Consider the following 14765-nt stretch of genomic DNA (forward strand, 5'->3'; position numbering starts at 1 on the left):
AAAACGTTTTAAAATTATTGCCGACAAATATCGGAATAGACGAAAAAGGTTTGGACTTCGATTTAATTTAATAACGGGAATTTACAACTTTGAATTGACTAATTGAGGTTTGGAAAGAACTCTATTGTTTTTACCGTTGTTACCTGTCATTTAACATGCCAACTGTTGACATTTTGTGTAGAATAGCGACAGTTCGATATAAGAGAGCAAAATTTAGTTATAATTTATTGTAATGAGGTTTTATGTCTAAATCACAACTTGCTCTAGTTCTAATTTAATATTGTAGTGTGTAGAAACGGCATATTTAATTGCATTAATAAGTTTGAGGATGTCCATACCAGTCGCTTCTCCTACATTAATAATCACACCGCCGTGCTTATTGGAAATCTGTGCACCACCGATTTGGTAGCCTTTTAAGCCAATTTTTTCGACCATTTCACCAACCGTAATGTGATATGGTGGGCGCTTAAAAACACTACCAGCACTAGGTTCTATTGGCAGTTTCGCTTGACGCTGCTTAAGAATATCATCCATTTTAGCTTTGATTGCAGAAGAATCTTTGGTAAGTAGTTTAAAACATGCACCCAAAATCACGACATTTAAAGATCTAAACATAGAAAAACGATAGCCATAATGAATATCAGGCTTGTAATAGCGTTTTATTTGTGTTGTGCTAATATCCAAAACGTCAACGTAAACCAGATGATCATATATTTCATCACCATAGGCGCCAGTATTCATAATCATAGCCCCACCCACACTTGCAGGTATGTCAAAGAAAGTTTCCATCCCGCCTAAGTTATGTTCGTAAGCATATATTGATAACTCTTTGAGTAAATTGCCTGCTTTGGCATAAATCCCATCACTTGTTGTTTTAATGCCATTGAAATTGTTTTGCAAGATAATAAAAGCAATATCAAAGTAATTGGATTGGCTAAGAATAACGTTGCTACCATTGCCAAGAACAATTACCTTTAAGTGTTGTTGATAAATTTGAATAATCTCATCAATAGTATTTGGGAAATAGACATATTTAGCACGAGAATCAATATGATAAGTATTGTATGGCTTCAACGAAATCATGATGTCCTTAGCTTAGTTATCATCGATGCTAATGTGCATGAAGTTGGTCATGTTTTCCAATAAGTTTTGATATCCCCTGAAAACTTGTTGGGCTGACGTAATAGTACACACTTGATCTAGAAGAGATGCAGCCATGATCACTGCCATACCAGCTCTAAGATCATAACTCTTCATGGTTGTAGCATGCAATCGATAGCTTTTGTTGGGATTAATTTGAATAGTGTTGTTGTAACAGCTAATGGGAAAACCAAGTCGCTCTAATTCTTGTACGTACTTAACGCGCTCCGGATATACAGTATCAGTGATTTCGGATGGGCCATTGGCTTTAATGCACATGACTGAGAAGATTGGCTGCATATCTGTTGGGAATTCAGGATAAGGCATGGCAGTAACTTTAATAGGCTTGAGTTTACTAATTTTCCCACAAAAGTAAATCTGTTGTTTGGCAGGGTCAAAACGCCAATGCGCTCCCATTTCATTTAAGATTCTAAGTGGCTTATCAATATATTCTTTGGTATCAATGCCTTCAATACAAACGTCAACCTCATGTAAATAAGCCAAAGCTGCATAGGTCATGGTTTGGATGCGATCATACATAATGCGAAAATTAACACCAATTAATTCTACAACGCCCTTGATATGCATTGATCTTGTATTGTGATCAATTCTAACCCAGCCACCACATTGGTTTATAAAACTTGCTACTTCAATGACTTCTGGCTCTAAAGCAATATTGTGTAAAATAACTTCAGCACTCCCTATTGCTGCATATAACATAAGGTTTATGCTTGCTCCAACTGATGGGTAACGAAGTTTATATTCAGTGTTTTTGTCTGTGTCATACTCAATCGCAATATGGTACTCGTCATGATAGACTTTTGCACCTAATGCTTCAAAACCTTGTAAGTGAATGTCAAATGGACGCTGATCGCTAAATGAGCATCCACCAGGGTAACCGATAATGAGCTTACTTACTTTTTTGGCAAGAGCACCTAACAACATCAGTGAAGTTCTAGTACGTCTGGTGTAATCCGTAGAAACCTTAATTTCACTGAGCTTTTCTGGTGGAGTAATTTCCACTGAAGTATTACTTTGTTCGTAAACTTTAGCACCAATAACCTTTAAAATATCACAAACTGCAAGATAGTCATTTAGACTGGTTGGGACATTATTAAAAACTGTTTTAGCATTTGGCAAAAGGCTTGCAAACAATAGATGCAGTAAAGCGTTTTTAGCACCATTTAACTGAATGGTCACATCATTATTTAAATTATGCCTTTTACTAACTTTTAGTTGCATGAATCTTACTTTCTTGGTTGAGTTTTACTGGTTTTGTTAGCACGCTTTCCTTGTGCTTTCTTTTTATAGCTTTGCTTTTCTTTATAGCGCTGAAGTGGTGTTAATTTTATGTGCTTAGTCGGTTCAAAAGGATTTTCAGACTGCTTAAACTCAAATGTAATTGGTGTGCCAACAAGTGAACATGCCTCGCGGAAAAACTTTTCTAAATAACGTTTGTATGAATTGGGTAGATGATCAACTTGATTCCCATGAATAACAATAACCGGGGGGTTGTGCCCACCCATGTGTGCATATTTGAGTTTAATGCGAGACTTCCCTGATATTGGTGGCACATGATCTTGAGTGGCAAGCTTAAGTACTTGGGTTAGCTCTGGTGTGGAGATTTTCTTGGTAGCACTTTTATAAGCATTTTTAAGAGAAGTAAATAAATGTCCAACGTTTGTCCCATGCAAAGCAGAAATGAAATGAATATCTACATAGTCTTTGAGAAAAATCAAACGACGATTGATTTCTTCTTTGAGACTATCCTTCTCGATTTGACTCATCCCGTCCCATTTGTTGACTGCAATGACCATAGCTCTTCCAGCATTTAATGTAAAACCCATCAAGTGCATGTCCTGATCAGTTAATCCTTCTTTGGCATCAATAAGAAGAATAATAACGTTTGAATCTTTAATTGCTTGTAAGGTTTTGACTACGGAGAATTTCTCTAACGTTTCATGTACTCTTCCCTTGCGACGAATACCCGCTGTGTCAATAATGGTATAGTCTTCGTCATGACGGGAGAAAGGGATGTAAACACTATCGATAGTGGTTCCTGGCATGTCATAAACAATTACTCGATCCTCGCCTAACATTCTATTTGTTAGAGTAGATTTGCCAACGTTTGGGCGTCCAATCAAAGCAAAACGTATACCACGCTTGTTGGCTTCACCTTCGGCATGGGTTGAGTCGTTTAAAGTAGTTTGGCATAGTGGTAGCAGTGTTTCGGTGAGAAGTTGAGAGACTCCTCGGCGATGACTTGCGGCAATTGTAAAAAGTTGCTCAAAGCCAAGACTGTAAAACTCGCTTGCTGCAACCTCTTCTTGCAAACCATCTGTTTTGTTAACTACCAACACACTTGGTTTTCCACGCGTACGCAACAGTTTAGCGATATATAAGTCACCTGCTGTTAAACCTGCTTGCGCATCCACAATAAAATACACAAGATCGGCTTCTTCTATTGCTCGTATAGATTGTTCAGCCATAGAGCCATCAACGCCACTATCATTATCCGAAAGACCACCTGTGTCGATTACAATATAAGGATGATCATCAAACACTACTTGACCATATTGGCGGTCACGAGTTACCCCTGGCATGTCATAAACAAGGGCATCGCGAGTGTGCGTTAAGGCGTTAAAAAGTGTAGACTTCCCGACGTTTGGGCGTCCAACAATTGCAATAACAGGAACCATGATTTTTTAGACTTAAATATCAACTTATTTACTGTGTGGCAATATACCGTATTTAAGAGGAAAGAACAAATACTGGTACGTTTTTATTTACACTACAAGACAATAGTTGTTAAAAGTCTTTATTTTAAGGCACGTTCATATCATTTTTGTTTCGCTAAAACTTAAATGAAAATGAACATGAAATACACAAAGGAACTTTAAGAGCTACTGAAACAATGTTTTAGCGATATTTGTCACACTTTAGAATGCCCATCGTACATTGTTTTAGGATTATTTATCCTGACTGTAAGGCACATGTTTGTGCACGTAAATTAGCCCCTGGAGAGGTTACTTATCATTAGTTTCTAACAGCTCTAGCAAAGCACCAATTAATCAATACCGCAGACGTTTGGAGATTGAAACACTGTTTGGTGCCATGAAAACATGAACTTTTAACTGGAAAGGTATACATACTCTGAAAGCCAAGGGTCATTTAGTGTTCTATAGTGTGTAATAGGGCATAAAACATTCTACGGTATTTTAACGGTATAGGGATTTGAATTTTTCTGTTATTTTGTTACTGTATCGCTTTAATTTAAAAGGAAAGGAATTGAAAGATATTTAAAAAATTTAATATGGCGGAGAGAGGGGGATTCGAACCCCCGATGGAGTTTTTGGTCCCCATACTCCCTTAGCAGGGGAGCGCCTTCAGCCTCTCGGCCATCTCTCCGCGGTACTGCAACAATTTAGCGGCTTGACCCTTTGATGTCAAGCGCTTAATTTAGATATTTTTCATAAGCTAAAACTCAGTTTTCTGAGTCTCCAAAAGAATGTTCTCCTTTTATACGAACAAAAATTTCTTCTCTATGAACAGAGACATCTTTAGGTGCATTGATGCCCAAACGAACCTGATTGCCTTTTATACCAAGAACAGTCACCGTCACCTCGTCCCCAATCATGACCGTCTCGCCTATTTTTCTTGTTAAAATTAACATTTGTTAGTTACTCCTTAATTGTGTAGCTTTATCTTCCAAAGCTGATTAACCCCACATCTCACCTTTGTGCAAAAACCATTGCATTAACCCCAAAATATAAAAACACTTTAATCTTTGCTAGTGAGTATAGACTTAAAATAGTTATCTGCATTGAAAACTGAGTAATTCTATACAAATTGATAAATTTTACCAGGTTTTTATGCTAAAAAATCAAATTCCCTCGAATTTGCAAAGGCAAGTGTAGGGCTTTCTTTAAATTACCGATATACTGAACATATTAAAAACAGCTGCACGATGAGTAACATGTTTTTGTTTTATAAACTCAATAAAGTCATACACAGTTATTTAACACCAAAACAGCGTGCGCTTGTTGTTGATGCCTTTTTATTTGGCGCGGATGCACATGAATCACAGGTTAGAAACTCTGGCGAACCTTATTTTACCCATCCGTTGGCAGTTGCATGTGTGCTTGCTGGAATGCGCCTTGATTGTGAAACCATCATCGCCTCTCTTCTACACGATGTAATTGAAGATACTGAAATTCAGGCAAAAGATATTGCCATACGCTATGGTGATAAGACCGCACAGCTTATTGAAGGCGTTACTAAATTAAGCAAAATTGAATTTACCTCTAAAGCTGAGCAGCAAGCTGAGAATTTCCGCAAGATGATATTGGCAATGGTAAAAGATATTCGTGTTATCTTAATCAAGCTTGCTGATCGCTTACATAATATGACCACTCTTGCGCCACTTAGACCTGACAAACGCCGACGCATTGCTTTAGAAACTCTAGAGATATACGCTCCTATCGCACATAGACTTGGTATGCATCACTTCAAAAACAGTTTTGAAGAACTTGCATTTGAAGCCACCTACCCCTATCGCTATAAAACACTAAAAGCAAAAGTACTCCAAGCACAAAAGCATCGTGACCGCTTGTTTCGTAAAATCCTAGAACGACTTCAACACCACTTAGTAGGCTTAATTGAAAATGAAAACTTAGTAAATGGACGCAAAAAACGCTTATACAGCATTTATCGAAAAATGCGTGATCGTGAAATGTCTTTCTCAGAAATTATGGACATCTATGCCTATAAAGTTATTGCACCTAGTCGCCGCGAATGTTATTCGATCCTTGGTGCCATCCATGAAATCTTTCGTCCTATTCCTGGACGCTTTAAAGATTACATTGCTACCCCAAAAGCTAATGGTTACCAATCGCTTCACACTACTGTATTTGGACCTTATGGGGTACCGATTGAGGTGCAAATCAAAACCAAAATAATGGACGATACAGCTGAAAAAGGGGTTGCTGCGCATTGGATTTATAAAGCAAAATCATTAAGTCATGATAGCGCTCAAAAATGGCTAGATAAGCTTTCTGATCTTCAACAACATGTCACTAAATCAACCGATTTTATTGAAAGTGTTAAACTTGATTTATTTCCTGACGAAGTATATGTTTTTACGCCAAATGGTGAAATCATAGAACTGCCAATAAACGCAACTTGTATCGACTTTGCTTATCATATTCATACCGATATTGGTAATCATTGCATTGCAGCTAAAGTTAATCGCCGTCTTACACCTTTAAGCTATGTATTGACGCATGGTGATACGGTGGAAATCATTACTTCACCAGCAGCACACCCCAATCCCTCATGGCTAACTTTCATCACCACAGCACGCGCAAAACATGCGATTAAACATGCACTCAAACGCTATGAACATGATGAACTTGTACGCATTGGTCAACAAATTCTCAGCCAAGCTTTATTAAAAAGGCACATTAACTTAAACAGTATCTCTGGAGAGTTAATGCAAGAAGCTTTGACCAAATTTAATTTTCCAAGCACTACTGAACTTTACGTTGCTATTGGGCAAGTGCATTTCTCTGCCAATACCTTTATTGACCTTATTGAGGAAAAAATTAACCTCGATGGAATTGGCATTAATAAGGATATCTCGTGCAAGATGCTTATTGATGAGAAAAATATCTGCCAGCTTGCCACCTGCTGTACTCCCATTCCAGATGACCCTATTACTGGTCTACTTACTTTGGATAAGGGGTTAGCTATACATAGAAACAAATGTTCCGAGCTCAACAAAGCTACTAAGACTCATGAGTTAATCGAAACCGATTGGAGGAAGGGAATTAAACATAATTTTTCTGCCAAACTTTTTATTAACATCCAAAACGTACATGGCGCTATTGCTAAAGTCACTGCCAATATTGCTCATCAAAATGCACATATCCTAAACTTTAACATCCTAGAATCCGATCAACAATGTGGTATTGTTGAAACTATTATTGAAATAACGGATCGTGTCCATCTTGCGCGCGTCATTCGTAGTTTAAAGCGCTTGAAAATCTGTCTTAAAATAGAACGTGCGTTGCCATAGCGGGCAAAATTTGAGTGCTAAAAATTGAACGTACAAAAACTAAGCTTGAAAGAGTGGAATAAGATTAAGCACCACGCACTTGATGAACTTGGCTTTTCTGATATTAGTGCTACAAATTGTGATCTATCAGACTACATTCCTAAATATCAAGAATGGGTTGAAAAAGGTTTCCATGCTGACCTTGACTATATGGTAAAGCATGGTAGCAAACGCTACACACCACAAGAACTCGTTGAAGGCACCAAGAGTGTCATTACCGTACGCTTAAATTATCTGCCAGCCCCTTATCATTTTAAGAATATTCGTCAAAAATTCATAACTGCCAATGAAGTTGCTGCTATCTCTGTCTATGCTCATGGTCGCGACTATCATAAAGTATTACGTAAAAAACTCGATAAGCTTAGTGAGTTTATCACAAATTTGTTTCCTTCACATCATGCTCGCGTGTTTACAGATAGTGCTCCAGTATTGGAAAAACCTTTAGCTGAAAAGGCAGGACTTGGCTGGATTGGTAAAAACAGCAACCTATTGAATGAGAAAGATGGCTCGTTCTTTTTTTTAGGCTGCATCTATTCTAATTTAGATTTTAGTTCTTTTTCTTATCCTAAAGCATATGATCAATGCGGGAAATGCCAAGCTTGTATTAAAGCTTGCCCAACTCATGCCATAATTGATGGACGGATGATTGATGCAAAAAAATGTATCTCCTATTTAACAATTGAAAATAAAGGGATAATCCCAATACAATTTCGCAAAGCCATAGGCAACCGTATTTATGGCTGTGATGATTGTCAACTGGTATGCCCAATCAATAAAAAGGCAGCTGTAACAACCGAAGCAGACTTTCAACCTAGACATCAACTGGATAATAGTAAACTCCTTGATCTTGCAAATTGGTCAGAAACAACTTTTTTTAACAAAACTAAAGGTTCTGCTATTCATAGAATTGGTTATCAAGCATGGCTTAGAAATATTTACACAGCCCTTGGTAATGCCCCTTTTAGCGAAGAAATTTTAAGGATTTTAATTAGCGCAAAAAATAAATATTCTGAAAACAAACTACTCATCGAACATATCAATTGGGCAATCAGTGAACAATCAAAATCACGGGCTTTCTTTTCAGGATATCCTTATCCTAATTAATTCATCCGTGCGGGGGGGGGCTATCCTTTTCTTTCTTCATCCATTAAGACAGCCATCCATTGCTTGGATGTCATTATGTTTTAAAACAAAAAGAATTTCTGTAGGATTTTAACTAAATCTTTGTGAGAAATTTACCATTCTTATAAGTTTTGTTTATATTTTAATCAAATTTATTTTTGTCAACTTATTGCGATCGCTTCAACCTCAATCAACACATCTTTCGGTAATCTGGCTACTTCAACACAAGAGCGTGCAGGTGGAGTTATGCCTGCAAAAAAAGTGGCATACACTTCGTTAAATGCAGCAAAATCATTCCTATCAGCGATAAAACACGTCGTCTTAATAATCTTAGTCATGCTACTTCCTGAAGCCTCAAGTATCGCTTTTAAGTTTTGCATCGCCTGTTGAGTTTGTACTTTTATATCACCCTCAACCAATGTACCATTAGCCTTTAACGGAATTTGACCTGATGTATAGATAAAATCTTTGATTTTCACTGCTTGAACATATGGGCCAATCGCTTGTGGCGCTTGATTGGTTTGAATTATCTCTTTCATTAATTACCCTTAAATATTATTAATTTCATGCAACTATTGAACGAATGATTGTTATTGTCAAGCATGATTTTTGCCCATATTGGCATATTAAAGCCGTTTAAATGTGACTTATATGTTCGGTTTAAGAAACAACTCCTCATGCTAAACCAAGGAGTTTATTTTAGAGAAAGAAGTTTATTTTTTTCATTTAAACACTTCATTTATCGTTTGCCTTGCCAAAAAGCGTAGTGTAAAAACATAAAAAGTTAATAACAATTATAAAAACAAACTGTACTCATTAAGTATGACTGCTATGATGCCAGTTAAAATCATATTTAGTAGCCAGAAATGTCAAAAAAATGAAAGGATATGCGTGGATTGTTATTGTTTTGAGTTCATTTTTGTTGTTCTATAAGTACATTGCTTTAGTCTTTCCGAGCTTGATTGCAGGTGACATTAAAATTCATTTTGACCTTAACTCGGCGCAAATGGGTTTCTTGTCAGCCATGTTTTTGTATTGTGTTTTGCTGGTACAACCTTTTGCAGGTTTGTTATTAGATCGCTTTGGCTGTAGAAGCATTAGTACTGTGTCATTGCTCGTAAGTGCATTTGGTATTTTATTGTTTGCAGCCTCAACTCACATCGTTTTTGCCTTTATAGGACGTACGATGATGGGAATTGGAGTCGCGTTTGCTACAGTAAGTTACATGAAAGCTGCGGCTACATGGTTTGATGAAAAAGGGTTTTCAGTTGCCAGTAGTTTGTTATTAACGGCTGCAATGACAGGTGCGGTAGTAGGACAAGCGCCATTATCTGCGTTATTTAATGCCGTTGGATGGCAACAAGGGTTGTACTGTTGTGCTATTATTGGTGTTATATTTGCAATTATCTATTGGTTTGTTGTACGTGATGATTCTAAGCAGGGACCTGTGAACGTTGAAGAGGAAATTCAGTCAAAAGCAGAGCAAAAAAGTATTATACACATGATTAAACGTGTGATCATGTCGCATAATAATTGGTTATTAATGACATATTCAGGACTTATTTTTACGACGATTGATGCGTTTGGTAGTTTATGGGGGAATAGCTTTTTTGTTCAAAAGTATGATTTAACGATAACTCAGGCAAGTTATTTTATATCCTGTATTTTTATTGGTATGGGGATCGGTGCGCCAATCATGGGAAAGCTTTCAGTTAAAATACGCTGTGTACCAATCATGATGTGGTGTACCGTGCTTGGATTGTTGTCATTGTTAGCAATTTTATATTTACATTTAAGCGTATGGCAGCTAATTGTGTGCTGTATTTTGTATGGAGTTGTCACTAGTGCTTTTATGTTGGTGTTTGTCGTAGGGCGTAAGGTCAATCCGTTATGGGTAATGGCAACCGCAGTGGCATTGATCAACACAGGTGAACCAATATTTGGTGGTACATTTGAAGGATTGGTTGGTATGATTTTAGATTACACACAGCCGGGTGTTTCTGGTGCAAACTATAGTATTCAAAGCTATGAAATCGCATTTAGTATGTTGCCTGGCAGTATTGTTCTAGCTTTGATTATTTTACTTTTTATTAAAGAAGAACAGAGATAGCTACCTCCTACAAGCACATACAGTTTCAAGCAATAAAATTTGTAAAACGATGGTTATCAAGTATATGATAATGTCGGGATGTATATCACTAAGGAGGCGAAATGTCACAATATATTCTAACTCTAGATCAAGGAACAACTAGTTCAAGAGCAATTATTTTCGATCAAATAGGGCAAGTTGTTGAAATAGCACAACAAGAGTTTAGACAGATTTACCCAAAGCCAAGCTGGGTTGAACATGATCCAAGGGAGATTTGGAGTACACAAGCAGCAGTAGCTGCAACAGCAATCGCCAATGCAGGAATAAATGGTAAAAATATTGCAGCAATCGGGATTACAAATCAGCGTGAGACAACCGTTGTTTGGGAGCGTGAGACAGGCAAGCCAATATATAACGCCATTGTCTGGCAAGATCGCCGCACGTCAGAATTTTGTAATAAGCTCAAGACAGATGGGTTTGCAAAAATGATACAAGAAAAAACAGGACTGGTTGTTGATGCTTATTTTAGCGCATCCAAAGTGAAATGGATTTTAGATAATGTAGAAGGTGCGCGCGAGAAAGCCAAGCAAGGCAAGCTTTGCTTTGGTACGGTGGATAGTTGGCTGATGGCAAAATTTACCAATTTAAGGGTCCATGCAACCGATGCCACTAATGCCAGTAGAACGATGTTATATAACATTCATAGCAATGACTGGGATGATGATTTATTAGCTTTATTTGATGTTCCTAGAAGTATGTTGCCAGAGGTAAGATCATCTAGCGAAATTTATTCACAAACTGCAACGACACTTTTTGCGACTAAGATTCCGATTGCAGGGGTAGCAGGTGACCAACAAGCTGCACTTTTCGGTCAGATGTGTACCGATCCAGGAATGCTTAAAACCACATATGGCACAGGTTGCTTTATGATGATGAATACAGGCAGTAAACCTGCTATTTCAAATAACAATTTACTAACTACAATTGCATGGCAGCTAAATGGACAGACAACTTATGCCTTAGAGGGTAGTGTGTTTATGGGAGGTGCAGTCATTCAGTGGTTAAGAGATGAACTAGGCATTTTGCAACACGCCAGTGATAGCGAGAAATTAGCACTATCTGTTGAAGATAATGGTGGAGTATATCTTGTTCCAGCAATGGTGGGCTTAGGTGCGCCACATTGGGATCAATTTGCTCGTGGCAGTATACTAGGCTTAACGCGAGGCAGTTCAAAAGCACATATTACAAGAGCAGCGTTAGAGAGCATTGTTTATCAAGTCACAGATATTGCTAATGCAAAAATGGCAGATACAGGAATGAATATTACTGAAATGCGTGTTGATGGTGGTGCAGTAGCGAATAGTTTCTTAATGCAATTTCAAGCAGATATGATGAATGCTAAAGTGATTCGACCAAAAGTACTGGAAACAACAGCGTTAGGTGTAGCCTATCTGGCTGGACTTGCTGTTGGTTATTGGTCAGGGATTGATGAGCTTAAAAGCTTATGGTCAGTTGATCAGGAGTTTAACAATAAGCTAGATGAACAAAAGCGTAGTCACTATTTATATGATTGGCATAAAGCAGTTGAACGTGCTAAAAGATGGAGTGAGTAAAAAGTGAATACAATAAAGTACCAATATGGCATTTTAAAAGAGCTACCAAAGTCAGCGATTTATTTGTTTTTCAGGTTAACCCATAAAAATAAACTCAAACAAGTACTGCAAAGCTTGCTGCAACTTGTTGATGGGGATTCAACAATTTTAGGGTTGGGTGGCAAAGTGATGGCTTTATTGCAAGTAAATACGCCTTACCACCCATATACGCCAACACTAAAAGCACAAAAGCTAACCCCAAAAGCAGATTGCGATTTAGTGCTTTGGTTAAGAGATAATGATCAAGGTGTGCTAACACATAGCGCAAGGCGTTTTATAAAAATACTGCAAGATGCTTTTGTATGTAGTGACATTGCAAGAGCTTGTACTTATTTGACGCATGAGCAAAATGGCAAGTTGGTTAATCATGATTTATCTGGTTTTGAGGATGGAACAGAAAATCCGCAAGGTGATGATCAGTTTAATACGGCTATTATTCAATCAGACGATAAATTTATTGATGGTAGTAGCTGTTGGGTGATACAAAAGTGGCTCCATGATTTCGATTGGCTAGATAAAGCAAGTCAGCATGCAAAAGAAGAGCTTATTGGTAGAAGCTTAGATGATAACCGAGAGTTTGAAAACAATAAGCCATTAGCACATATTAAGCGTACAGCACAAGAGAGTTTTGAACCGGAAGCCTTTATGTGGCGCCGGTCAATGCCTTGGATTAACGATCAATTGAATGGAGGATTGATATTTTCTTGCTTTGCACAAGATTTTTATCCCTTTGAAGTGCAATTTGCACGAATGATAGGAGAAGAGGACGGGATCATAGATGGTTTATTTAAATTCTCAAAGATAATATCAACTCAATTTTTATGGTGTCCGCCTTTTGTAAAAGGTAAGCTTATTTTACCTGATTTGGTTGGCTGAGATCTTATAACTTATTCTGTTAAGTGGTTAACGTGGATAAACTTCTAAACCACTAAAGAAAAATGCAATTTCTACAGCGGCTGTTTCAGCTGCATCTGAACCATGCACTGCATTGGCGTCAATACTATCAGCAAAATCAGCACGAATTGTACCAGGAGCTGCTTCTTTAGGATTCGTTGCACCCATTAATTCACGGTTTTTAAGGATTGCATTATGACCTTCTAACACTTGAATCATAACAGGACCTGAAGTCATAAATTTAACTAAGTCATTATAGAAAGGTCGTGCTTTGTGTACGGCATAAAACTCACTTGCTTCTTTGCTAGATAGTTGCTTCATTTTAGCTGCAATCACTTTTAAGCCAGCTTTCTCAAAGCGAGAGTATATTTCACCGATAACGTTTTTAGCTACAGCATCAGGTTTAATAATAGAAAGTGTTCTTTCAATTGCCATTTTGAGTATCCTTTTTATTTTATTTTTTTGATCCCTGTCGTGAATGAATTGAATGATTCGCAATGGGGATATAGAGTTTTGGCATTATACAAAGCTGTTTTTGAATTGCAAGGCTAACTGACAAGTTTAGAACTGCTGCACCCCTGCAACTTGCCATAAGTGCTCTCCATCTTCGCGTGTAAAGTGCCATATTTCTTCAAAATTTTGCCAATCACCTGAACTATTTTCCTTAACTTGTCCAACAAACATGACACTTGCAATCCATTGATCGCCTTGTCGGTCACAATCAATAACTTTGCAGCTAACATCTTTAAATTCGGCAAGCTCTTCATTGCTTTGAATATCATTAATTACACTTTTATATAAGTCTTCAGTGATGTAGCTTTTAATCTTTTCAAGTCCAGTCTTATTGTTTAATGATTGTAGCTGGTTAAATAAATTTAAAGCTTGATGGTTAAACACCGTTTCAGGTGTGCCATCAGGAAGTTGACCATTTTGAATCGTATTCGATGACATTGCGCTTTGAGTTGTTACATTTTCATGCTGGGTAAAAGCATTTGCTACTGAATGCAGTGAGGAAGGCTGCTGATATTGAAAATTACTATTGGATTTATGATTAATTTGGTGCTGCATCGCTTTTCTGCGCATGATGAAAACAACTAATGCAATAAGTGCAATAACAATGAGTAAACCTGTCATACCATGCGCGCTAAACAACCAAGCAAATAAAGCGCCAAGCCCAAGTGCTGTTAGGATTTTACCAAAAGTGCCCATACCTGTTTGTTTCTGAGTTGCATTGGTATGAGTCGCATTATTATGTGTTTGCGTTGGTGCTGAACGACTATAGCCGTGGCTTGATCCACCTCCAAAGCGTTTGGCCTCTGCAAGTTGAAAGCCGCTTAAAGCAACCATAAGTAGTGAGAAAAAAACAGCAAGCTTTTTAAACATATTCTATACCTTTTTGATGATGAAAACGTGTGCATCATAGCTAAAAGCCGCTATAGAAGCTAGTGCTTAATACTAGCTAAATCCCAATTTAGAGAAAACGACTAACCAAAAAACAGTCGCTCTTTCTTTGTTTATGTCATCATCACCGCCTTTAAATTTGCAGTCAAGAGTGCATTTGATTTTAGTTAGAAGTTCAGAGAGTAAAATAATTTGTTGCTGCTTCTGTTATTAGATTCATCATTCAATCAACACAGGCTTAAATACTTTAGCGTTGCCATCGTTTTCGACTTTACGAAACGGTAAGGTAAACGAAAAGCTTGGTCCTTCAAATAATGAATCATTCAATTCTTCACCGTCACAGAGCAACTCA

The 14765-nt window shown here is 37.5% G+C and carries 12 protein-coding genes, 1 tRNA gene and 1 pseudogene; 6 read left to right on the forward strand and 8 right to left on the reverse strand.

What is annotated here, in order from left to right; translation table 11 throughout:
• Positions 1-106 (forward strand): annotated as a pseudogene (locus tag M1V25_RS09615) (IS5/IS1182 family transposase); the annotation flags it as partial.
• A gap of 140 nt (positions 107-246) precedes the next feature.
• On the opposite strand, the gene murB reads toward M1V25_RS09615, so the two are convergent.
• The 5 genes from murB to csrA form a co-directional block, all read right to left on the reverse strand.
• Complete coding sequence (murB, locus tag M1V25_RS09620) at positions 247-1083, reverse strand: UDP-N-acetylmuramate dehydrogenase (protein WP_116963552.1); 837 nt, start codon at positions 1081-1083, stop codon at positions 247-249.
• Between the two features lie 12 nt (positions 1084-1095).
• Positions 1096-2382 (reverse strand): UDP-N-acetylglucosamine 1-carboxyvinyltransferase, encoded by a 1287-nt coding sequence (locus M1V25_RS09625; protein WP_116963551.1) that lies wholly within the window; start codon positions 2380-2382, stop codon positions 1096-1098.
• 5 nt (positions 2383-2387) lie between these two features.
• Entirely contained in the window at positions 2388-3839 is a 1452-nt protein-coding gene (gene der / locus M1V25_RS09630) for a ribosome biogenesis GTPase Der (protein ID WP_498843141.1), read from the reverse strand.
• A 615-nt stretch (positions 3840-4454) separates the two neighbouring features.
• Positions 4455-4548: transfer RNA gene (locus M1V25_RS09635), tRNA-Ser, on the reverse strand.
• Positions 4549-4624: 76 nt separating this feature from the next.
• Positions 4625-4813 (reverse strand): carbon storage regulator CsrA, encoded by a 189-nt coding sequence (gene csrA / locus M1V25_RS09640; RefSeq protein ID WP_116963549.1) that lies wholly within the window; start codon positions 4811-4813, stop codon positions 4625-4627.
• Between the two features lie 294 nt (positions 4814-5107).
• Here csrA and M1V25_RS09645 point away from each other — a divergent pair, with 294 nt between their 5' ends.
• Entirely contained in the window at positions 5108-7216 is a 2109-nt protein-coding gene (locus M1V25_RS09645) for a RelA/SpoT family protein (protein ID WP_239986738.1), read from the forward strand.
• A 24-nt stretch (positions 7217-7240) separates the two neighbouring features.
• Positions 7241-8359 carry a tRNA epoxyqueuosine(34) reductase QueG gene (gene queG / locus M1V25_RS09650; RefSeq protein WP_498843142.1) on the forward strand — a complete coding sequence of 373 codons (1119 nt, stop codon included), beginning with the start codon at positions 7241-7243 and terminating at the stop codon, positions 8357-8359.
• A 179-nt stretch (positions 8360-8538) separates the two neighbouring features.
• Here the strand turns inward: queG and M1V25_RS09655 are convergent, their stop codons facing one another.
• Entirely contained in the window at positions 8539-8916 is a 378-nt protein-coding gene (locus M1V25_RS09655) for a RidA family protein (RefSeq protein WP_498843143.1), read from the reverse strand.
• A 338-nt stretch (positions 8917-9254) separates the two neighbouring features.
• On the opposite strand from M1V25_RS09655, the gene M1V25_RS09660 reads away from it, so the two are divergent.
• The 3 genes from M1V25_RS09660 to M1V25_RS09670 all read left to right on the forward strand — a co-directional run bounded on the left by M1V25_RS09660 (position 9255) and on the right by M1V25_RS09670 (position 12994).
• Complete coding sequence (locus tag M1V25_RS09660) at positions 9255-10487, forward strand: MFS transporter (RefSeq protein WP_498843144.1); 1233 nt, start codon at positions 9255-9257, stop codon at positions 10485-10487.
• A gap of 101 nt (positions 10488-10588) precedes the next feature.
• A complete protein-coding gene (gene glpK / locus M1V25_RS09665) occupies positions 10589-12079 on the forward strand; it encodes a glycerol kinase GlpK (RefSeq protein WP_498843145.1) in 1491 nt (496 codons plus the stop codon).
• Between the two features lie 3 nt (positions 12080-12082).
• Positions 12083-12994 carry a Dyp-type peroxidase gene (locus M1V25_RS09670; RefSeq protein WP_498843146.1) on the forward strand — a complete coding sequence of 304 codons (912 nt, stop codon included), beginning with the start codon at positions 12083-12085 and terminating at the stop codon, positions 12992-12994.
• 27 nt (positions 12995-13021) lie between these two features.
• Here M1V25_RS09670 and ndk read toward each other — a convergent pair whose 3' ends face one another.
• Both ndk and M1V25_RS09680 read right to left on the reverse strand, forming a co-directional pair.
• On the reverse strand, positions 13022-13447 hold the full coding sequence (ndk, locus tag M1V25_RS09675; RefSeq protein WP_116963542.1) for a nucleoside-diphosphate kinase: 426 nt from the start codon (positions 13445-13447) through the stop codon (positions 13022-13024).
• A 126-nt stretch (positions 13448-13573) separates the two neighbouring features.
• Positions 13574-14395, reverse strand: a complete 822-nt coding sequence (locus M1V25_RS09680) for a hypothetical protein (protein ID WP_116963541.1) — start codon at positions 14393-14395, stop codon at positions 13574-13576.
• Positions 14396-14765: the final 370 nt, after the last annotated feature.

Origin of the sequence: Candidatus Nebulibacter yamunensis, from assembly GCF_024208055.1 — a bacterium.
Classification (GTDB): Bacteria; Pseudomonadota; Gammaproteobacteria; order Francisellales; family Francisellaceae; genus Caedibacter; species Caedibacter lacustris.